The organism is Paenibacillus sp. Soil724D2, from assembly GCF_001427935.1.
Lineage (GTDB): Bacteria > Bacillota > Bacilli > Paenibacillales > NBRC-103111 > Paenibacillus_E.
This window is the reverse complement of record NZ_LMRY01000045.1, coordinates 399,439-420,906: the sequence shown is the minus strand read 5'-3', so window position 1 is coordinate 420,906 and position 21,468 is coordinate 399,439. Positions and strand designations below refer to the sequence as shown.

Genomic DNA, 21,468 nt, shown 5'->3' with positions numbered 1-21,468 from the left:
TAATGGTAATAGGTAAGTGGTATTACCAATTATAAATTTAGTATAATCTGACAACTCGGTTTTGACAATAACAATTTCAAAATTTTGGTATGAGTCCATATACATGAAGTAGATCCGCCCAAATTTTGATCGAAACAATAATAATCGCAACAGCCATGGTGGACTGAAGAGATTTAGATTTCATCCTTTTCCCGCGTCGTGATCCGATTAGTCCTCCAGGAATCGCACCTATGGCTAAAATTAAACCATCGAACCAAGGGAATTCTGTTCCAGCAGTTCCAACCGTTTTTCCGATGAGGGCACCGAATACAAGAAGTAATCCAACCGCTAGTCCAGTACCAACAGCAGTTCTAGATTCGATTTTAAATATATTCATCATGACAGGTAAATATAAAAAACCAGCTCCTAATCCAAACATACCGCCTAATAATCCGATGCCGAGGCCTAAACAAATAGCCCAAGTTCTACTTCGGTAGGGAGTGGAGTAATCTTCAACCCGACGGATAAACATGGAGGCCGTTGCAAACAGGGCAAGTATGGCAAAAATGGCGGTTAGCAGCTCATGGCTCATCTGTTCAGATAAAGCGCTGCCAAAAGCTCCGGCGATCAAAGATGGAGGTCCCATATTCCGAATTAGGAATCTATCGATGAGACGACTTCTCCAGTAAGTAACCAATCCAGAGCTTGAGGAAAAAAGAGTCTGCACAATGACCATTCCAGCTATCATATGCATACTGTATTCCTGTCCGAACATAGGAGGGATGAGCAGCAATAAAAAAGTGAGAATTAACCCGCCTCCAACTGACATCAACCCCGTTAAAATACCACCTGTAAATCCAATGAGAATCAAAGCAAATGACATGTCATCATCTCCTCATTAGTTACATATTTGTCCTATTTTCTAATCCCATCAACCAAAAAGGAATTGCCCGGTACATTCATATTCAGTTCACACAAGTCAGCCCGCAAATAAAGCTTGATATGCTCGATGGCCTGCTCCTCTGCAGTAAAGCTAGTTCGCGACAATTGGATCAAAGGCTCCTTAGCCGCAATTTTCAAGAGTTCAGCTTGTTCTTTATTGGCAGATAGGGCACGAATGGTAAGGTTAGCATTTTTCAGCGTGTATCCTCCATGCTTAGTAAGCAGTGTATAGCCAGCATTTTGTTCGGCCAATGGCCAAGTTACGATGGATGCCAGGTTCACTGGCAAATACATGAGGCTGAAACCAAAAACTTCTTCATCCCGGTAGTAGATCCTTTTTAGGAATAGGGATTGTGTAAAATGTTCACCTAGAATGCTTATGACATCATCAGGCGTATCTGTTACCTTCATTTCAAGAAGTTTGGGTTCGAGGTCTTTTTGTAAAAAAGAATCGTAGAACGCCTCCATGCCGCCTAACTCTTGTTTAAGCTTCGGACCAATAACGAAAGTTCCTTTCCCTTGCTTTCTGACCACTAATCCTTTTTCATGCAAAATTTCAATGGCTTGGCGGGAGGTCATACGGCTTACATTGTATGTTTCCATAAGCTCTGCCTCAGTAGGGATTTTCTGATCGGGTTGAAGCTCTCCCAATTGAATGGCAGACTCGAGAATGGCTGCAATTTGAGCATACATACTGATGTGACTAGTACGATCTATCATATAAAAATAAGCCTCCTAATTAAAAATTAATGATTGACGAATCGTTCTATAACATTATAATACAAATTATAACGATTGAATACAATGTATTGATGAAAAGATTTTGAAATGAGGAGGATCCTTGTGGCAGATGTCAAAATCAAAGTGCTTCGCTATCTTCCGGATATTGATTCGGAGGCCAGGTATGATACCTATGCGGTGGATGCGAAAGAGAATATGACAGTATTGGATGCGCTATTTATTATTCTTACCGAACAGGATCAATCGATTTCATTTCGGTGTTCTTGCCGTCTTGGCATGTGCGGATCTTGTGGCATGATCATGAATAATAAAGAAGGTCTCGCTTGCCGGACAAAAATTGCAAAGTTGGGCTCGGAGATTACTGTGCGTCCACTGAGGAATTTGCCGATCATTAAAGATCTTGCCGTGAATATGGACCCTTTCTTTAAACAATGGCAGCGAATCAAACCATATTTTGTACCAACAGCAGAAGCAGCAACTGACTTTGCTGTTATTCCTCCGGACTCTGGCCGTCGTGAAATTATTGATCAGAACATTGATTGTATTACCTGTGGAGCCTGTTATTCGGCCTGTACATTAGTATCTTTGGATGATAGCTATATTGGTCCTGCCGCATTAAATCGAGCCTATACACTAGTAGCGGATGAACGGGATCAAGGGACTGGGCAACGGATGGAGGTGGCTGCTGGTGAGGATGGCGTTCTTCGATGTCATACTCTATTCAACTGCATGGAAGTATGCCCGAAAAAGCTGGCTCCCACTTGGTCCATACAAAAATTGAAATCACGCGCGGTTACAGCTGCATTAAAGGGAGGGAGTAAATAATGGAACGTGTCCATTGTGATATTCTCATTCTTGGCAGCGGTGGTGCGGGTCTATTTGCTGCCCATCATGCTTATGACCGCAATCCGAAATTGAAGATCATTGTAGCCGCAAAAGGACTCGTCGGAAAAAGCGGATGTACCCGAATGGTTCAAGGCGGTTATAATGTCGTTCTGAATCCGAACGATTCCATCGATATGCATTTCAAAGATACGCTTAAGGGCGGTGGTATGATCAATAACCAAGAATTGGCGTGGACTTTAGTCAGCGACGCACCCAAAAGAATTCGTGAGTTGGAAACGAAGATGGGCTGCTTCTTTGACCGCAATCCGGATGGGACGGTACATCAGAAGGCTTTTGCTGGACAATCGTTTGACCGCACGGTACATAGAGGAGATTTAACGGGAATAGAAATTATTAACCGGTTAAGGGATCAACTTTATGCGAAGGAAAGTGTCACTTGTTGGGATGAAGTGCGCGCTGTCGAGCTTTTATATAATGACGATCAAAGTGTTGTGGCAGGGTGTTTAATGCTAAATTTACGTACAGGAAAATTTATCGTGGTAGAGTCTTTGGCTGTCATTATCGGAACTGGCGGCGGGGCAAGTATGTACCGAATTGCTGCGCCATCCCTGGAAAAAGCTGCAGACGGCATGGCAATGGCTTATCGGGCGGGTGCTCAGTTCACAGATATGGAAATGATGCAATTCCACCCTACGGGACTGCTTGCCGAAAACTCGCGTTTGAATGGCGGCGTATTGGAGGAAGGGCTTCGGGGAGCAGGCGGCCACCTTTATAATTCACTCGGTGAACGATTTATGCAAAAGTATGATCCGGAACGGATGGAGCGTTCGACGCGGGACCGTGTAGCGCGAGCAGCGTACATGGAAATTATGGCTGGACGCGGTACTCGTTTGGGCGGCGTACAAGTATCGGTTGCTCATTTGGGGCGTGAAAAAGTGTTGCAAATGTTCCCAGGCATGGTTGATCGATGCAAAGATGTGGGTCGCGATTTAAGTATGGAGCCCGTGGATGTAAGTCCTACTGGCCATTTCCACATGGGTGGAGTCACCATTGATAAGGATTGCTTTAGCGGAATCCCCGGATTGTTTGTTGCCGGAGAGGATGCTGGAGGGATTCATGGTTCGAATCGTCTTGGCGGTAACGGAGTAGCAGACTCTACGGTTTTTGGAGCACGCGCCGGAGATGCTGCTGCTGAATATGTGATGGCGGTGAAACGCCATAAGGTGTCTGAAAGTCAGGTTGATCTGTTTGTTGAACAAATGATGCAGCCGTTCAAACGGGAAAAAGGCGAGAACCCTTTTCAATTGCGCAAAGAAGTTGGCGACTTGATGTGGGAGAAGGTAGGTCTCGTAAGAAATGGCCTTGATCTGAAATATGCCATTGATAAGTTAGCGGAGTATGCTGAACGTGTGAATCGAATTAGTGTAGCTGGAGTAAGAGATTATAACCTCGCATGGCATGAAGTATTGAATGTTAAAAACATCGTACAAATTGGACAAATGATCGCCATAGCGTCCTATTTGCGTACAGAAAGCCGGGGTTCACACTTCCGTACAGATTGCCCTATAACGGATAATGAGAATTGGTTCAAAAATATTTTTATGAAAAAGGGCCAGAATGGGCCTGAGACTGAGATTCATCATGTTGAATTTACTCATGTGCAGCCTGAAGAAATATTTGGAGAAGTTGCCAGAGTTAAGGTTGCAGCAAGTTAACACAACAATACCCCACAAAGTGACACCAAGCTATGAAGCATATTCCGATTACTTTGTGGGTGCCCCGAAATTAACAGTAGGAGGTGTAAAACAGATGCAGGAAGTAAAAATAACGAAAGATCACAGATTAGTTGACGTAGATCCCCAGATTTCAAAGGTAGATGTATTGCGACGCCATTCCGTAGGGATGAAAGCTTGGCTTGTTCACCGCATTTCCGGGGTAGGGTTATTACTATATTTACTTGCCCACATTGGGACGATGGGAATGGCTATGTTCATGGGGGAGGAAGCTTTTAAAGGAGTCTTTCAGGTTCTTTTTCATAATCCAGTCTTTCTCTTTTTCGATTTAATCATTCTTGCTGGTGTAATTATTCATTCTTTAAACGGGATTCGATTGGTGTTAATGGATATGGGCTTTTTTGTTAAAAGACAAAAAGAGTTGTTTGCGCTCATTTGTTGTCTTGCTGTAGTAATATTTATTTGGCTGTTTACTCGAGCGTTCCTTTAACAAAACCCCAAAAAGTGACGTTATGCTTTGTAGCTTATTCCTATTACTTTTCGGTGACCCCATACCTAATTAGGAAGGAGATATAACTATGGATACGGCATCTAAAATAAGAAGAAATGTTCTCGCTTGGTTTTTTCAAAGAGTCAGCGGTGTCGCCCTTATTTTTTTAATTGCAGTTCATATGTGGAGCCTGCACTATGCTCATCCCGACGTGCATCCGAGCTATCCGAATTTAATAGAACGTTTGCGGACGATTGGGTATATCGCCTTGGATTTTAGTTTGCTTGCTCTTGCGTTATTTCATGGGTTAAACGGTGTCCGCAATATCGTTCTTGATTATACAAGCAACAGTCGTCTAATTAGACGTTGGAGCTTAGGATTGATGATGATTGGAATTGTATTTTCACTTTGGGGTGGAGCTGCTTTAATTAAAATTATGACCATGGGTTAATAAAACTGGGGAGGTATGGGGATGAGCACTATGCAATCGAACTGGCAAGTTGAGGAAAAGACCTATAAGGAAATAGAGGAAGCATGTAAGGAAATATATATTCGGTCTTTAAAAGATCTTCCTCCTGATATTCGGGCAGCTGTACAGCGGGCTTATGATAAGGAAACATATGAGACTGGAAAACAAATTCTAAGTACAATCTTAAAAAATATTGATGTGGCGGACGAAGAAAATATGCTGATTTGCCAGGATACGGGCATACCTGTGTATTTCATTAAAATCGGCAGAAATGTTCGTTTCGATGGGATCCGACTGGAAGAAGCCATTCGTGAAGGTACGAAAAGAGCAACTTTGGAGCATCCTTTACGCTCCAGTGTATGTGATACGATTACCCGTAAAAATACAGGAACGGCTATCGGTAAGAAAGTTCCAGTGCTCAATTGGGAGTTTGCCCAGGGATCGTCCATCGAGTTGATGGCGCTGCCCAAAGGTTCCGGATCTGAAAATATGAGTTATCTCAAAATGTTATATCCGGCTGAAGGGCTTAATGGCGCGAAAAAATTTATTATTGATTGCGTAATCAATTCAGGTGCGAATCCATGTCCTCCAACCTTAGTAGGGGTGGGAATGGGCGGTACGGCAGACCTCTGTACGGCATTGGCCAAGAAAGCTGCGGCAAGAGAGATTGGTAAGCCTAACCCCGATCCGACCATTGCGGCACTTGAAGAAGAACTGCTGGATGCGATTAACCTGACCGGAATTGGTCCGAATGGATTGGGAGGGGCTGTTACGGCGCTTGCCGTTCATATCGAAACGGCTGATACACATATTACGATGAATCCGGTTGCCGTCAATATGATGTGCTGGCCTGCACGCCGGATAAGAGCTACCTTTGAAGAAAATCAATTGGTTGTAATTAGTTACTAAAGAAGGAGGATTTCCATGGCACACCATCATTTACAGACGCCCATGACAGACGAGTTTGTAAAGAAACTTCGTGCGGGAGACACCGTTACTGTCGATGGTCATATCTTTGGAATCCGTGACGCTAACTTGATCCGGATTTTTGATCATAAGATTGATCCGCCGGAAGATTTAATCCCGCAACTAAGTGGAGCTGTAACCATACATACAGCGCCAGGGGTTAAGGAACTGGAAAATGGTAAATATGAAAAGGTATGTATCGGAACAACAACCAGTACGAGAATGGATCGTTTTGTAAGAGGATTGTTCGAACGATTCGGGGTTAAGGCAATTACCGGCAAAGGCGGGATGCTTGAACCCGGAGCACAAGCCTGTGTCGATATTGGGGGCGTTTACTTCTCGATCGTCGGTGGAGCAGCCGCACTTGAAACCACACAAATTGAAGAAATAGAAGATGTGTGGTGGGAAGATTTAATGCCGGAAGCGATTTGGAAGCTGCGAGTCAAAAACTTCGGACCACTGCTCGTTTCTGTGGACAGCTATGGAGGAAATCTGTATAAAGATGTGAAAGCTCAAGCCGTAAATAATTTGGATAAGGTTTATGAGAGAATGGGAATTCATAAGAGTCATACGGAATAGGAGGGTACCATGAATCAGTCTATTGTCAGTCAAATGGAAGTCTGGCACTATCCGTCACGCAAGGAATTGGGTAAGTCTGTAGCTGAAGGTGTGGCATCCTGCATGAAAACACTTCTTACACAAAAAGAAACCATCTCCGTAGCTTTTGCGTCAGCGCCTTCACAGAATGAATTTCTGGATGCCCTTCGGGCCGATACAAGCATACAATGGGGGCGTATTGTCTGTTTTCATCTGGATGAGTACATAGGTCTTTCCGAAGAAGCCCCACAAAGTTTTTCGAACTTCCTAAGAAAAAAGCTGTTTAACCTGCGAGTACCGAAACAATTTCATGCCATTAACGGCATGAACAACTCCGCTGATGAATGTGAGCGGTACAGTCAATTGCTTCAAGCGCATCCCCTTGATATTGCCTGTATCGGTATAGGGGAAAACGGTCATATCGCGTTCAACGATCCGCATGCGGCTGATTTTAAGGATCCGCTAGCCGTAAAAGTTGTAAAGCTCGACGAAGCCAGTCGCATGCAGCAGGTTCACGACGACTGCTTCGAAACGTACGAACAGGTTCCCTCTGAAGCCGTTACTTTGACGATTCCCACAATTCTATCCGCTTCCTTGATTTTTTGTACCGTACCTGGCAAAAGAAAACGGGATGCCGTTCGTAAAACGTTATACGGGCCGATAGACGTTCAATGTCCCGCCTCCTTACTTCGTCAGGCCAAATGCTTCAAAATTTATTTGGATGATGAAAGTTATTCAACCGTCCTAGAGGATCTATGAGTATCCAGATGATTCACGTGGTTTGGAATGAGCAGCAAGCCGAGAAAAGTTGGCAGCAAGGAAGAAACGATTATACCCCGTATATGTTCGAGATTTTAAACTATCTTGGGATTGTCTTTAGCAAATGGACGCCGAATTCATGGATGGAACATCAACCAGGCGGGATTACGATTGTGGTTGGGTTGGATGATCGTTCAGAATGGCCCTCTATTTTCAAACAGTATTGTGAAAACGGTAACAGTGTTCTGACCATAGGGTCTTCATTCGGTCTTCATGATGTGCTTGGCTTAAATAAGCCTGAAGGAAAAAAGATTCAGGAAGGTTGGATTCAGTGGAATGATTGTAAGCTAGCGGAATCCCTGAGAAGTTCTTTTCACTTTTTCGGTGCGTCATTAGTTGAACCGTGTCCGGACACAGAGGCGCTGGGTTCGCTGATTCGCAGAAACGGCGAAGTTTCTCTTTTTCCTGCCTTCACGATGAGACCCTATGCATCTAGCTATGCAGCCATGATTTGCTTTGATATTGCAAAGTCGTTTTGCATGATCCAACAAGGAATTTCTGTAGAAAAGGACGGTTTACCAGCGTCGGACGGAACAGCATCGGTTGATGATGACATTCTGAAAACGGACGATGGCTCGGTATTGGATTGGCTGCATGATCGTGACAAGGCGGACCCTATGTCCGCTGCTTTTTTTATGTACCCCATCGTAGATGAAATGAGGATTTTTTTCATTCGTACACTACATCTGTTGCATGAAAAAATGGGGGAGGCGATGGTGCATTCATGGTTCTGGCCCGAGGGAATAGACGGTATTGGTCATATCTCGCATGACTCAGATGGAAATTCGATTGATGCCGCTGAGCTAATGCTGGAAAAATTGTTGGAAGCTGATATCCATTCTACTTGGTGCGTAATTATGCCAGGATATCCTCAAAGCGTTTATGAGAAGATGATAGAAGCTGGACATGAGATCGCACTGCATTACAACGCCCTGAGTACGGAAGAAAATAGTTTATGGGATGAAGAGCATTTTAACTTACAACTTGATAGGCTCAACCAACAATTGAAAAATAGGGTGAGCATTAAAACAAATAAGAACCATTATCTCAGGTGGGAGGGAGACATTCAATTTTACCAATGGTGTGAACGTGCCGGCATTGCTGTTGAGCAAAGTAAGGGCGGAACGAAGCAAGGAAATAAAGGTTTTCTTGCGGGTACTTGCCACCCCTATATACCAGTCAGCAATGCCCTTGAGAGGAATAGGCTTATGCAGGTGTTCAGCCTTCCGACGCTGGCGTGGGACCCGCCAACTGCACTGCGATGCACTTTGAAAGAGGCTCAATCGATTATCGAGCTTTCTGCCCATGTGAATGGCGTGGTTCACTTTTTGTTTCATCCGGCGGCTTTGGTTAACGAAGAAGTGGGACCTGCTTTGGTTGATTTGGTGAACTACGGAAGGATGCAGGGATTGCATTGGTGGACAAGTAAGCAGTTATTTCGCTGGCTTCAGATAAAACGGGGGATTGACGTATCCGTGCAACCAGGAACAAATGAAGGAAAGCAGCTTTACATCTCGGCACAGCATCCTTGTAAAGGGTTAACAGTACTGATTACGCAGCTGCCTTCAAAGATGGGTATTCCTAGTAATAACGGAACCATTCGTTCGATAAGATTCAAACAGAGGTTCGGATTATCGTTTCACGAAATAATCCTGGATGTTAGACAGGGGAATACAATCATTCCATTCGATTAGAAACGAAAAGGGGACTCGGTAAATTCAAATTCCGAGTCCCCTTTTCATTCTGCTAATCTATGGAGAGATATTTACGGTGGTTAAAACAACCATACTTCCAGCGGGTGCTTGGACATTGACTGTACCTGTAACACCCGAGTTCACGCTGCCGGAGCTTGTCACCTTGCCACTGCCATCAGCGTTCCAGACCATAACCTTGAAATCGGTGTTCGCCGGCAGGTCGCCTACGCTAAATGTAGTCGCCGTTTGATCGGTGCTCAGGGCAAAAATCGTCCAATCGCCAGACGGGCTTCGGAACGGTGTGATCAGCTTGGCGCCCGATGAGCCTTCATACCCCAAAACCTGCCAAGCTTTGCCTGTGGTGTTCCCCATTAGCCATTGCATGTAATAGGAAGGACGTAACGGCCAACGATCTTCACCCGGAGCTGGATTGAAAAGGTAACCGATCAGGCTGTAATCCTGATAGCTGAAGTCATATTGCGCACGGTAGGCATCCCATTTAGCTAATCCCGTAAAGCCTGCGTTTACCGCCAACATATTGAACCATGCTTGTTCGAAAGCTGCCATGTTCGTTTCGTTGATTCCAGTAACGAGGTCGTTGTATTTACCGGCGAGTGTGGCGGTTAAGGCACCGACTCGGTAAGGATTTATATCCATGATTGGCTTCTTGGGATCATTATCATAGAACTTATAACCCCGAGTACCATACTCGGTTATCGAAAGAGGCTTCCGTTTCTCCGGAGCAATGCCTGTATAGATCCCTTTGATATCGGAAATACGTTGCTTCATGTAAGCCGTATCCCAATAGTTCCAGTAGATATGGGATGACCAACCGTCCAAGATGTCTCCCATATGGTCAGCCATGTAAGTAAACCAGGTTAATTGATTATTATAGACGAGATCCCCGCCTACGAACTTGATGTGGTCACGGATTCCTGCGTCTTTTAGGTAGCTGTCAAGTAAGCGATAATATTGTTCATATAATTCCGGTTTTACCCACGACGTGTTTACCTCGTTCTGAATCGTAATTTGCTGGACTGCGGTCAGTCCGCGATTTTTGACCAAATCAATTAAAGTATCCGCGAATTGTCGCATATTCTCTTCCATAAGGACTTTCTGTTTAACTGGATCGTCGTTTGCTGCCCTTTCAATAAACCACCATGTCACATTCACTGTGGATCCAGCCTGTTGGGCGAGATTTACGGTTTTGATGAAGGAGTCCATCCGGTTCTCATTGCCGGGATCGAAGTTAACGGGGGAAAGAAAGATGCGAACAAGCCCCGGTTTCATCGCTTTGACTTTAGCCTCTACGTTTTCCAACTCTTTTGGCGGTTCATTGCCCACGAAACCCCTTGTAGGATCATTAAGCGCCGTATACAAGTGCATGTTCATCTGGGCGCCGTACCCTTGAAACTCCGGTACTACAATCTTTTGAGCATTAACGGAAAATTCGGTTACCGCCGTCGTGCCGTTTAATACTTCTGTATTTACGGTTTGTTGGGTCTGGACAAGTACTTCTACCGAAATGATATCAAGCAAGGGCACATCCCCCAGCTCTATGATCGCCTTACCTCCCGGTGCAGAGACGTCATTATAGTTCGTTGTACTTTTTTCTTGTCCATCAGGACGGGATACTTTGACCTGTACTTTTTTAAATTCATTAGGTACATCAGTTTGTGGTTCACCAGACAACACGGTTACATACAGCTTTGCATTTTGTGAATCGCGCAGTGCATGCACATCAAGCGTAAATGGAGATTTATCACTGCCATTTGTGCTGTTTTGATCCGGTGTAATCGCGATTGCAGCTCCGGATAAGGATAGGATCAATAGAATAGTTAAAATGAAAGTAAACAAAGACTTTTGATGAAAATTAACTTTCAACATGGATACAAAACCTCCTAACATTTATTGATAATAAATAAAGATTCACAAAGATCGTAACAAAACTATGAAGTTAAAAATATAGTATATTCAGCAAAAATATGTTGTTTTCTGATGCAGTAATAAAAACACATGAATTTTGCTTTCTGTACATATTCCTTTTTCAATGTCCCTAGTACTATTAATTAAGTGCTTGACTTGGCACAACTCGTTCAGATAGGAGTTGATACCTTTGAAATTCGCGATCGCAAAAAATAACATCACGCCCGGCAATCCAGTTTTTTTGGCTGGTTTTGGGGGAAGGGATCGAAAGTGTGAAGGGGTGCTGGATGATATTTTCGTTAAAGTTGCCTTGATTGAAAGCATGGGTCAGCTTGTCGTCATTACTTTGGATGCGCTCGGTGGGGACGGCAGCTTTGTAATGGGCATAAAGGAAGCTTTACTAGAAGTATTCGGGTTAAAAGCTGAGCAGGTATTAATTAACTTTTCCCATACACATTGTTCCGTTTATTTGACAGGGGAGGCTCATGAAAGGCGTAGAGGGGGGTACAGTCTTGGGCAGGAGAAATGGCCGGAAAAGGAGGATGATATCGATTATGCAGAGGACATCCGCTATTTTCGATTTATTCGTGATACTATAATCAGTCTGGTGCGGCAATGTTCGGAAAACCTAGTAGAGGGTACCCTACTACTTTCGAAGGGAGTTTCGAATGCAGGGGTTAGCAGAAGGCTGTTGACAAATGAAGGTATGATGTTAAAGCCGAATTTTCAAGCGGAAACGGATCAAGACCTTTTCGTGCTTCAATTGCTTGATGCACAGAACAAGCGGAAGGGACTTTTGTTCAGCTACGGCTGTCATCCTACCTGTATTGGAACGAATAAGATTTCAGCGGAGTTTGTAGGTCAAGCATGCACGGAATTGGAGGCGTCGTTTCCAGACAATATTGCGATTTATTTACAGGGCTGCGGGGCGGACATTAAACCGCTGAAAACCGTAATTGGAGACCGCTTTAAATCGTGCACGGTGGAGGAAATGCGAGAAGCGGGCGTGGAATTGGCGGAAGATGTAAAGCGAACGATTTCGAAGTGTGAAGCTATGCCACTTACGGGCTCCATGCAGACTGCTGAGCTTGAAGTTCGACTATTCACAGAGCCTTGGGGGCTAAATGAAATGCTCGCCATCGCAGAGGACGAAACGAAAACCGAGTACAAAAGACGAGCGGCAAGACGAACAGTTGATGCCATTAAAGAAGGAAGGGTACGGCAAGTTCTTCCTTTTACAATCACAGTGTGGGGTTTGGGAGATAGGTTCCGGATGATTGCATTGGAAGGAGAGATTCCCTCTGAATATGCGATACATATCAAAAGGTTATTCTCAACTATGAACGTAATGGTACTAGGCTACAGTAACGGAGTTCCTACCTACATTCCTACACGTCAAATACTGATAGAAGGCGGTTATGAAGCGGAGGCATTCGTCCTCCACGGGTATCGCGGTCCTTTTGTACCGGAAAATGAATGGATTATCATAGGTGCAGTTATAGAGGCAGAGAAAAGATTTCAAACTCTTCAATATGGTGAAAACAGTGTAATTAAGTCATAAAAGCACATAACATCAGCTATTTCTTCCATATTCGGATGAATCTATTTCTTTTAAGCTTGAAGAAACGTAGAAACATTTAAGCATCACCCAATTTGCAGCAAGGTAAAGGGGGAAAAGTACATGAAAAAGTGGTTACCCGTAGCACTGACAGTTGCGATGAGTATTTCCGCATTGCTAACAGCATGCAGTTCTAAGGATAGACCTGTAGCTACAGATGCTAAAGCTACAGCAACAGAAACATCCAAAGTACCGGTCCCGGCAACGTTTAACGTTTTGTCCAACGACGGTGCGTACGCCTACACCAAACAGGCGAAGAAAGACGATAAGTACACAACTGAAATGTCCAAATTGTTTTCTGATTATATCGGCCAACCCACCAACATCCAGTTTGAGTTCATCCCATCTTCCGATTATTCAGCGCAGGTTACAGTCCGGTTTGCCTCCGGTGACATTCCAGAAGTAGTTACTTCGTCATCAATTACGGATCCAGCTCACCCTACCGCAGTGGAGAACGGCATTTTCCTTCAACTGAATGATCTGCTCGACAAGTACGGCAAAAATATTAAGGCAAAAATACCAGACTACGTCTGGCAGAATCCCCTCGTTAGCAAAGATGGTAAAATTTATGGGATTCCTAAACCAATAACTCCGATGTCTCCACAAGCATTACTTATACGTAAGGATTGGCTTGGCAAGCTAGGTATGAAGCAACCGGAAACACTCGACGAATACCTCGCCTTTTTCGAGAAGGTGAAGACAACAGATTTAAACGGAAATGGTCAAAATGACGAAGTTGGTTATGAACTGCGCGGAGGGTTCGGATTTAGTAACTTCTTCTTTTATGCGTTCGGTCTTACAGGTGGAGAGAACAATGTGCTAGCTTGGCACGACGTGAACGGCCAATTCCTTCCTGACATTATCAATCCCAAAATGAAGGATGCCATTAAATTCTATAAATTGCTTTATGATAAGGGTTACGTTAACAAAGACTTTGTAAATGTCAAGGATGCGGATTGGAACAAGGCGATCCAAAGCGATAAAGTTGCCATGTGGAGCCACGATCTGAGAAACCTAAACACTTGGACAACGGATAAATTCGACAGTAAAAAGGCGGTTGTTGACTTGCTGCCAGGAGCTAAGCAAAGCAACGGGCAATATTTACTCGGTCCTCGTGGCGCTGGTATTGCAAAAGTGTATATCCTTAATGCAAAAGCAAAAAATCCTGAACGCTTCATTCAGTTCCTTGACTGGGCATACACGGAAGATGCGAAGAAGAACACGTTCTTCAATTATGGGATCAAAGACATTAACTACACGGAATCAAATGGGCAAATTAATTATGACGTCAAATCCGACGTAAACTCAAAGGAAAAACTTCACTTTCAATCCCTGCTTTATCCGGCTGGAAGTACACAGTTGAATCCCGACGTCGTGAAAAAAGAAGGCATACTCGATCCAGAGCTGATCAAAAAAGGCATGACTTACATAGATAAAAATCTGTTCGATCTTCCGAGCCTTAACATGCCGCCGCTAGAGTCGATCAAAACAAAGCCGGAGCTCAACTATATTCAAAGTAGTCTTTTCCTAGATACCGTCATCAAGATCATGACAGGTAAGTTGGACCCAGACAAAGGTTTCGACGATTTTGTACTTGATTGGAAAAAACGCGGTGGCGATGCTGCTATCAAGGAAGCTAATGATTGGTACGCAAAGAACAAAAAGAAATAAAGCTAAAATAATTGAAGGGGAAGTGAAAACTTCCCCTTTTGAACTCAGCTTTCCATCCCCATCATAAGCAATCCAGAAACGCTTGGAAGTAATCGAGCAAAGGTGGTTTTTTTGATGAACAATACAACCTTATCTAACAAGATCTCTTCCAATCGGAAGTCGGCACTTTTCAACATACCAGCCTTATTAAACAAGATTGGCTCCAATCGAAAGTTGGTTCTAGTCCTTATTTGCCTACCTGGTATGTTGCATTTTCTTATCTTTAAATATGTACCTTTGTTTGGAAATATTATTGTCTTCCAAAACTATGATATGTTCAAAGGCATTACTGGAAGTAAATGGGTCGGACTCTTGCAGTTCCAGAAGATGATAGAGTATCAGGATTTTTACCGTATTCTTAAAAATACACTTATTATCAGCTTTTACCGATTAGTTTTTAGTTTCCCGGCACCGATTATTCTCGCCCTATTACTAAACGAGATCAGGCATATATTATTTAAACGGACAGTGCAAACTGTGCTTTATTTCCCTCACTTTCTGTCGTGGGTTATAGTAGGAGGTATTTTCTATCAACTGCTCGATGTGCATGGGATTTTCAATGATCTCCTTGCATGGTTAGGGATGGAAAGAATAATATTTCTGCAGGATTCCCAGTTTTTCCGAAGCATTGTCGTTGGGTCTGCAATATGGAAAGAGGTTGGTTGGGGAATGATTCTTTATTTAGCCGCTATAGCGGGAATCAACCCGAACTTGTATGAAGCTGCGACTGTAGATGGTGCCAACCGTTGGAAACAGATGTGGTATATTACACTGCCCAGTTTGATGCCTACGCTAGTTGTTCTACTTCTGCTGCGAGTCGGACATCTTCTCGATACTGGCGTTGAAGAAATCTTAATCTACTCCAACTCGATTGTGAGGGATGTGTCGGATGTGATCGATGTATACGTATATCAGGTTGGATTGTTGCAAGCTCAGTTCAGCTATACGACAGCCATCGGCTTTTTCAAAGCGGTAGTTGGACTTATATTGGTTCTTGGGATGAACAAGTTAGCTAAGAAATTGACTGGGGAAAGCATTTACTAAGGGATCGCTGTCGGAGGAGGAAGTATTTAATGCCCATTTATAAATCCGAACGAATGTTTCATATCCTTAACGGACTGTTTTTCATAGTTCTTGGCTGTACAATGCTTACTCCCATGCTGCATGTGCTCGCGGTTTCTCTAAGTTCTAACGAATACGTCAATTTAGATCAAGTCTTCTTATGGCCCAAAGGGTTTAATACGTCTGTATATCGAATTATCCTTACCGAGGGTCATATGTGGAAGGCTATGGGCGTTACTTGCTATATTACGGTTATGGGCACTTTGTTTTATTTGTTTTTTACCTCGACGATGGCCTATGCACTTTCTAGACCGTTTATGCCTGGCCGAAAACTCATTGTGAAGCTCATGATTGTCACATTCGTTTTCTCGGCTCCGCTCATTCCACGCTTTCTGGTCGTTCATCATTTAGGAATGACAAATACGTTCTGGGCGCTCATAATCCCAGGAGCTGTTGGCGCGTTTGGAGTCATTATTATGAAGACTTTCTTTCAGGGGATCTCTTCGGAAATGTTTGATGCTGCGTCAATCGATGGATGTAGTGAATTTGGCATTTTTGCACGTATTACAATTCCCCTATCGCTGCCCGTATTTGCCACACTTGGGCTTTTCCATGCTGTTGGCGAGTGGAATGCATACTTTGATGCGCTGATTTACATTCGTAACAAAGACATGTATCCACTTCAAATTATCTTGAGGGGAATTGTCCAAAATAGTGAACTCGGACTCGAATTTGACAAAACGCAAATCGAAAACTCTACAGTCGAAACGATGAAGTCCGCTGTCATCATCTTTGCTACGGTTCCAATCTTACTGGTCTATCCATTTTTGCAAAAATATTTTGTCAAAGGTGCCATGGTGGGCTCCTTAAAAGAATAGGAGGAGGTTACGTATATGGGATTAAACCATACCCAGGTCAAAGCTGTAACGATTGCGATCATTCAGGAACATCCTACCATATACTTTGCTATCCAAGAACTTACAAACTATCTGCTTCGCATGTCGCCTGAGCACCATATTGACTTTCGCAAAGAAGCCATCTATTCCGAGAGTGAAGCACCTTACTTATGGGTAGGTTCATTTGGTGAATTTGGTATTTCCATGACCGAATTGGAAGATCCGGAATTGGATGATGCCATATACATTAACGTAATGGGCGGAAAGGGACATATTGCCGGTTCCAATCCACGCAGCGTTCTGTTGGGGGTGTATCGATTCCTTGAAGAGGCTGGATGCCGCTTTCTACGACCTGGAGCAGATGGAGATTATGTACCTAAGAAAGCTCTTGAGTCCATAAGTGTTAAGGTTAACGAAAAAGCTGCCTATCGACATAGAGGGCTTTGCATCGAGGGTGCCGTCAGTATTGAGAATATGCTTGATAACATTCATTGGGCGCCGAAGGCAGGCTTCAATTCTTACTTCCTGGAATTCAAAACCCCTTATACATTTTTTGATCGTTGGTATGGTCACCGACACAATAAGTACAAGCAACCTGAGACGATTACAGTCGAACAAGTGGACGCCTTTACGGTTGAAATGGAGAAGGAGATCAAAAAACGAGGTTTAATCTATCATGCGGTAGGTCACGGCTGGACTGGAGAACCGCTTGGACTTCCTTGTCTAGGTTGGGATTCCGTTGATTATGCGGTCGATGAAGAGAAATCTCGTTACTTTGCCTTAGTGGATGGAAAAAGGGAGCTTTGGCACGGTGTTCCGCTGAACACGAATTTATGCTTTTCTAATCCAGAAGCAAGAAAGTTAGTTGTCCAATATGCAGCTGATCATGCGCAAAAGAACCCTCATATCGATATGTTGCATTTTTGGTTAGCTGATGCGTTCAATAATCATTGTGAATGTGAAGACTGCGTAAAAGCGTTACCATCCGATTTTTATATGATGATGTTAAACGAATTGGACGAGGAATTGACTTCAAGGAATCTGAGCACCAAAGTCGTGTTCTTGCTGTATTTGGATCTACTTTGGGTACCAGAGACCGAAACGTTGAAAAATCCAGGTAGATTCATGCTTCTGTTTGCACCCATCAGCCGAACCTACAGCAGCAGCTACGATTCAGATACAACGGGGATTGAAATCCAACCCTTTGTTCGAAATCGTCTAAAGTTCCCGACGAACATCCGGGAGAATGTGGCCTTCCTGAAAGCGTGGCAAGAATTATTTGACGGAGATGGCTTCACATACGAGTATCATCATATGTGGGATCATTATTTGGATCCTGGATATTTTCAAATGGCGGATATGATCAGCCAAGACGTGAAAAATTTAAAGATCCTTCGATTAAACGGAATCGTCAGTGATCAAACACAGCGCTCTTTTTTCCCAACTGGTTTGGGCATGTATGTGCTTGGAAAAACGTTATGGAACGACGAAGCAGAATTCACACAGTTAGCCAAAGAATATTTCATGGCTTCCTTTGGAGACGAGGGTGAAGCCTGTTTAACTTACTTGAAGACGATCTCTGACCTTTTTGATCCGCCTTATATGAGAGGGGAGAAGCCAAGGGTCAGCATTGAAGCAGCTGAAAAACTGCGGTCTGTGCAAGAGATAGTTAACGAATTTCGACCTGTTATGGATCGAAACCTAGCAGCAGGACTTCATCCAACGCTCACAAAGTCATGGGAATATTTACAATTTCATGCGGATATAGTTAGTCTTCTTGCTTCTGCTTTAGCGGCTAGGGCAGAAGGCAGGGCGGAGGATGCTCGACAACTGTGGTCTCAGACGTCCGATTATGTAGAACGGAATGAAGATCTGTACCAACCAGTTTTTGATGTGTTTCTATATATTCAAACGCTGCACAAGATGTTTGATGATCATACTAAAACTCATTTCGGCGGAGAAGTCACCTAAGAGTCAGTCCGAAGAAGTATTATTCAATCCGTCGGACAGTCTCTATGTCGAAAAAAGGCTGTCCAAAATAAAACGCTTCCATGATATAATATGTTTTAAATACTTTTAGGTGGGATGCGGATGGTCCGAATTGGGAAACTATCGATGCAAATGAAATTAGCCATCCTGGTTCTTGGCTTTGTCTGTATCCCTTTTTTAGTATCCGGCATGATCTGGTACGAAAAGTCTACCCAAAGTATCGAAAACAACGCGATACACTACAGCCGTCAAATTGTGGAACAAATTAATGATAACCTCGACTCTTACTTCGTGGAGCTTGGCACTATTACATCACCCGTATTAACTTCCCCCTTAGTGAATCAATTTTTAAATTCGAAAAATGCAGATACGTATGATATGTACTTGATGAAACGAAGAGTAGAAAATGAGCTTTTTTTAAGTATTTTATCTGTACGAACGGACATTATCAATCTCTCCATTGTCTCGGATGACGGACTGATTGTCAGCAGTTACGAGGACCGCGGTTCTCTTGAAGCTTTTAGCGAATATAAGGGGAAGCGTACAACGAACCGGACATTCAAAAACTTCAACATTGAAGGAGTCCGAAAAGTCAACTCCTCTAATGTGCTTACGATCACGCGCGATTTGCGGGATATCTCCAAAAACAAAATAAGAGCAATGCTCATCATTGACGTGAACTATAAAGTGATTCCCCGTTTGCTGGAAAACGTAAAGCTAGGCAATTCCGATTTGATCTGGGCGATGGATTCGGAGAATCGAATCATCTATCACCCGGATGAACAGTTGTGGGGAAAATACGTTAATGAGGCAGTTCCAACTTACGCTGGTCTACAAGGTGAAGAGAAGGACGGCTTTTATATCGATCAGTCATCAGGCAAAAAGAAACTCATTATTTACGATGATCTTAAATCTACAGGCTGGGTCATTGTGGATGAACTTCCGTTAGAGGAGCTCATCGGCAGTTTGATGAATCTACGTTATCTTACGCTTGCGATTGGTATCATTTTAGTTGTTTTGGTTCTAATTGCGGTTGGAACTTTTACACTCCCATTAACACGTTCCTTGCTTCTCCTTCAGAAGCTTATGCGAAAAGCTGAGGACGGTAATTTGGATGTTCGTGCACCTGAGCATAAAGGCAAGGAGATTGGGAGTTTATTCGGTAGCTTTAACAACATGGTCACCGAAATCAAACGGCTAATTGAAGTCGTACATATGGCTGAGTTGAAGAATAAAGAAATGGAAGTCAAGCAAATGGAGTCAAGCCTGCTCATCTTGCAGTCGCAAATTAATCCACACTTCCTTTACAACACTTTGGAGGTAGTGAATTCATATGCCATTGAAGCGGGAGTAAGGCCGATAAGTAAAATGTTGACCTCCATCGCCAAAATGTTCCGCTATAATGTAGGAAATCCACAAAAAACGGTAACACTTTTGGAAGAAATTGAGCATATACAAACCTACTTGTCTGTTCAAATAGAGCGTTATGAAGCTCTTGTAGTCGAATGGGATGTAGATGAAGGCGAAGTGATGCAAGTTTCCACCGTTCGTCTCATTTTACAACCGCTTGTAGAAAACGCCTTTCAGCACGGTTACGAAGAACATGATCGCAAACCAGAGTATTTGAAAATATCAGGACGTTTTACAGGTGACCGTGTATACGTCATTTCGTTAATTGACAGAGGGAATGGAATGACAGAGGCGACGCTCCAGAGGATGAATCGATTATTTACAGATGTTACTCTGGGGCAAATGGTTCGCGAGCATCAGTTTCAAGAGAAAAACATTGGCTTGTGGAACGTGCACAGCCGCCTTCGACTTACGTTCGGAGAACCATACGGAATCTACATCCGTGAGTCAGGGCCGAATGGAACGCATATGGACATTATATTGCCAGGGAGGAAGAGGCATGTATAAAGTGATCATTGTTGATGATGAGCCATCTGTGAAACGAAGCTTAAAGACAATCATTGAGAAGGAGACATCTTCATTTGAAGTCATCGCATTTGCAGAGAATGGTCAAGAAGCGCTTGATCTTATTTGCGACTCCATGCCGGATGTTGTCATTACCGATATCCGAATGCCATTAATGGATGGGCTGAGGCTAGCTGAGGAGATCCGAAACCGTGGAATCCAAACTGAAGTGATTGTCATTTCCGGATACAGCGATTTCAGTTATGCGAAACAGGCACTCCGACATGGAGTGACCGATTATCTGCTTAAGCCTCTTGATGTAGATGAAGTATTGAGAGTGCTAGTCTGTACTGAAAAGAAACTGAGCAATGATTACAAGGGAATTGTCGAACGGGGTGAATGGATTGCCCTATGCAAGACAGAAGCGGAGTTGATGGCCAAGCACATGTGGGTACTCAACACAGCAGCTGTTTGGGAGCAACTTGATGAGATTCACGATCGTCTGCAGACATATCGAGCAAACTCAGCGCGACTTAAGGAGATGTATATTCACTTGTTTTACTTGCTGCAAGCGGAAATAGCAGGTTTGAGTGGAAACCGAATTCAAATACAAACTCTTCCCGACTATGAATGGAACGGTCAAGCCGAGCTTTTGAAACGACATATTAAGTTGGTGCTGCAAAGTGCGATGGAAGAAATTCGGCATATTCGGAATTGGGGTTCGCACAAAAATATGTTGGAATCCTTGAAACAGATCAATCAGAACTTTTCAAACGAATCGTTTTCCATGATGAATGCAGCTGAGCTTGCAGGGATGTCGCCTACTTATTTCAGTAAGTCGTTCAAAGAAGAAGTAGGCGTGAGCTACACCCAATTCATAGCCAAATTGCGAATGGAAAAGGCGATCGAGCTTTTGAGTGATTCGAACAATAAGGTGTACGAAGTAGCTTATGCGGTCGGCTACAACGAATACGCGCATTTTGCTAAAGTATTCAAGAAGTATTACAAGTTTTCTCCAACGGAATATCGCCATTCCTTAGAAATATCCTCAAAGCAGGCCTAATTTACCCCCGAAAC

Annotated in this window: 18 protein-coding genes; 15 read left to right on the top strand and 3 right to left on the bottom strand. The window is 43.5% G+C overall.

Annotated elements, in window-relative coordinates:
- Positions 1–76: 76 nt before the first annotated feature.
- Positions 77–862, bottom strand: a complete 786-nt coding sequence (locus ASG85_RS28580) for a sulfite exporter TauE/SafE family protein (RefSeq protein ID WP_060648489.1) — start codon at positions 860–862, stop codon at positions 77–79.
- 32 nt (positions 863–894) lie between these two features.
- Positions 895–1,641 (bottom strand): GntR family transcriptional regulator, encoded by a 747-nt coding sequence (locus ASG85_RS28575; RefSeq protein WP_057305949.1) that lies wholly within the window; start codon positions 1,639–1,641, stop codon positions 895–897.
- A gap of 123 nt (positions 1,642–1,764) precedes the next feature.
- Between ASG85_RS28575 and ASG85_RS28570 the strand changes: the two genes are divergently transcribed.
- The 8 genes from ASG85_RS28570 (at position 1,765) to ASG85_RS28535 (ending at position 9,276) form a co-directional block, all read left to right on the top strand.
- On the top strand, positions 1,765–2,487 hold the full coding sequence (locus ASG85_RS28570) for a succinate dehydrogenase/fumarate reductase iron-sulfur subunit (protein ID WP_057305948.1): 723 nt from the start codon (positions 1,765–1,767) through the stop codon (positions 2,485–2,487).
- A complete protein-coding gene (locus ASG85_RS28565) occupies positions 2,487–4,223 on the top strand; it encodes an FAD-binding protein (RefSeq protein WP_057305947.1) in 1,737 nt (578 codons plus the stop codon). The genes ASG85_RS28570 and ASG85_RS28565 overlap by 1 nt, the downstream gene beginning before the upstream one ends.
- Before the next feature lie 94 nt (positions 4,224–4,317).
- Complete coding sequence (gene sdhC, locus ASG85_RS37340; RefSeq protein WP_057305946.1) at positions 4,318–4,731, top strand: succinate dehydrogenase, cytochrome b556 subunit; 414 nt, start codon at positions 4,318–4,320, stop codon at positions 4,729–4,731.
- An 88-nt stretch (positions 4,732–4,819) separates the two neighbouring features.
- Positions 4,820–5,182, top strand: a complete 363-nt coding sequence (locus ASG85_RS28555) for a hypothetical protein (RefSeq protein ID WP_057305945.1) — start codon at positions 4,820–4,822, stop codon at positions 5,180–5,182.
- Between the two features lie 21 nt (positions 5,183–5,203).
- The gene (locus tag ASG85_RS28550) at positions 5,204–6,109 is read left to right on the top strand and encodes a fumarate hydratase (protein WP_057305944.1); all 906 of its coding nucleotides are present in this window, start codon (positions 5,204–5,206) and stop codon (positions 6,107–6,109) included.
- A gap of 15 nt (positions 6,110–6,124) precedes the next feature.
- Positions 6,125–6,745 (top strand): fumarate hydratase C-terminal domain-containing protein, encoded by a 621-nt coding sequence (locus ASG85_RS28545; RefSeq protein WP_057305943.1) that lies wholly within the window; start codon positions 6,125–6,127, stop codon positions 6,743–6,745.
- Positions 6,746–6,754: 9 nt separating this feature from the next.
- Entirely contained in the window at positions 6,755–7,522 is a 768-nt protein-coding gene (locus ASG85_RS28540; RefSeq protein ID WP_060648488.1) for a glucosamine-6-phosphate deaminase, read from the top strand.
- Complete coding sequence (locus tag ASG85_RS28535) at positions 7,519–9,276, top strand: hypothetical protein (RefSeq protein WP_060648487.1); 1,758 nt, start codon at positions 7,519–7,521, stop codon at positions 9,274–9,276. The genes ASG85_RS28540 and ASG85_RS28535 overlap by 4 nt, the downstream gene beginning before the upstream one ends.
- A 57-nt stretch (positions 9,277–9,333) precedes the next feature.
- Here ASG85_RS28535 and ASG85_RS28530 read toward each other — a convergent pair whose 3' ends face one another.
- Positions 9,334–11,163: a hypothetical protein gene (locus tag ASG85_RS28530; RefSeq protein ID WP_060648486.1), complete on the bottom strand. Its 1,830-nt coding sequence runs from the start codon at positions 11,161–11,163 to the stop codon at positions 9,334–9,336.
- 229 nt (positions 11,164–11,392) lie between these two features.
- Here ASG85_RS28530 and ASG85_RS28525 point away from each other — a divergent pair, with 229 nt between their 5' ends.
- The 7 genes from ASG85_RS28525 to ASG85_RS28495 all read left to right on the top strand — a co-directional run bounded on the left by ASG85_RS28525 (position 11,393) and on the right by ASG85_RS28495 (position 21,454).
- Entirely contained in the window at positions 11,393–12,763 is a 1,371-nt protein-coding gene (locus ASG85_RS28525) for a hypothetical protein (RefSeq protein ID WP_060648485.1), read from the top strand.
- Between the two features lie 120 nt (positions 12,764–12,883).
- A complete protein-coding gene (locus ASG85_RS28520) occupies positions 12,884–14,491 on the top strand; it encodes an extracellular solute-binding protein (RefSeq protein ID WP_060648484.1) in 1,608 nt (535 codons plus the stop codon).
- Positions 14,492–14,605: 114 nt separating this feature from the next.
- Positions 14,606–15,574 (top strand): ABC transporter permease, encoded by a 969-nt coding sequence (locus tag ASG85_RS28515; protein WP_082562442.1) that lies wholly within the window; start codon positions 14,606–14,608, stop codon positions 15,572–15,574.
- A 29-nt stretch (positions 15,575–15,603) separates the two neighbouring features.
- The gene (locus ASG85_RS28510; RefSeq protein ID WP_057305937.1) at positions 15,604–16,470 is read left to right on the top strand and encodes a carbohydrate ABC transporter permease; all 867 of its coding nucleotides are present in this window, start codon (positions 15,604–15,606) and stop codon (positions 16,468–16,470) included.
- 15 nt (positions 16,471–16,485) lie between these two features.
- Positions 16,486–18,459, top strand: coding sequence for a DUF4838 domain-containing protein (locus ASG85_RS28505; RefSeq protein ID WP_060648483.1), 1,974 nt, complete (start codon positions 16,486–16,488; stop codon positions 18,457–18,459).
- Positions 18,460–18,579: 120 nt separating this feature from the next.
- Positions 18,580–20,394 carry a sensor histidine kinase gene (locus ASG85_RS28500; RefSeq protein WP_060648482.1) on the top strand — a complete coding sequence of 605 codons (1,815 nt, stop codon included), beginning with the start codon at positions 18,580–18,582 and terminating at the stop codon, positions 20,392–20,394.
- Positions 20,387–21,454, top strand: a complete 1,068-nt coding sequence (locus ASG85_RS28495) for a response regulator (RefSeq protein ID WP_060648481.1) — start codon at positions 20,387–20,389, stop codon at positions 21,452–21,454. Before ASG85_RS28500 ends, ASG85_RS28495 begins: the two co-directional genes overlap by 8 nt.
- Positions 21,455–21,468: the final 14 nt, after the last annotated feature.

Coding starts and splice junctions, on each gene's coding strand:
- ASG85_RS28545 (WP_057305943.1), top strand. CDS start 6,125: ATGGCACACCATCATTTACAGACGCCCATGACAGACGAGTTTGTAAAG.
- sdhC (WP_057305946.1), top strand. CDS start 4,318: ATGCAGGAAGTAAAAATAACGAAAGATCACAGATTAGTTGACGTAGAT.
- ASG85_RS28580 (WP_060648489.1), bottom strand. CDS start 862: ATGTCATTTGCTTTGATTCTCATTGGATTTACAGGTGGTATTTTAACG.
- ASG85_RS28555 (WP_057305945.1), top strand. CDS start 4,820: ATGGATACGGCATCTAAAATAAGAAGAAATGTTCTCGCTTGGTTTTTT.
- ASG85_RS28575 (WP_057305949.1), bottom strand. CDS start 1,641: ATGATAGATCGTACTAGTCACATCAGTATGTATGCTCAAATTGCAGCC.
- ASG85_RS28515 (WP_082562442.1), top strand. CDS start 14,606: ATGAACAATACAACCTTATCTAACAAGATCTCTTCCAATCGGAAGTCG.
- ASG85_RS28550 (WP_057305944.1), top strand. CDS start 5,204: ATGAGCACTATGCAATCGAACTGGCAAGTTGAGGAAAAGACCTATAAG.
- ASG85_RS28510 (WP_057305937.1), top strand. CDS start 15,604: ATGCCCATTTATAAATCCGAACGAATGTTTCATATCCTTAACGGACTG.
- ASG85_RS28565 (WP_057305947.1), top strand. CDS start 2,487: ATGGAACGTGTCCATTGTGATATTCTCATTCTTGGCAGCGGTGGTGCG.
- ASG85_RS28520 (WP_060648484.1), top strand. CDS start 12,884: ATGAAAAAGTGGTTACCCGTAGCACTGACAGTTGCGATGAGTATTTCC.
- ASG85_RS28505 (WP_060648483.1), top strand. CDS start 16,486: ATGGGATTAAACCATACCCAGGTCAAAGCTGTAACGATTGCGATCATT.
- ASG85_RS28500 (WP_060648482.1), top strand. CDS start 18,580: ATGGTCCGAATTGGGAAACTATCGATGCAAATGAAATTAGCCATCCTG.
- ASG85_RS28530 (WP_060648486.1), bottom strand. CDS start 11,163: ATGTTGAAAGTTAATTTTCATCAAAAGTCTTTGTTTACTTTCATTTTA.
- ASG85_RS28540 (WP_060648488.1), top strand. CDS start 6,755: ATGAATCAGTCTATTGTCAGTCAAATGGAAGTCTGGCACTATCCGTCA.
- ASG85_RS28535 (WP_060648487.1), top strand. CDS start 7,519: ATGAGTATCCAGATGATTCACGTGGTTTGGAATGAGCAGCAAGCCGAG.
- ASG85_RS28495 (WP_060648481.1), top strand. CDS start 20,387: ATGTATAAAGTGATCATTGTTGATGATGAGCCATCTGTGAAACGAAGC.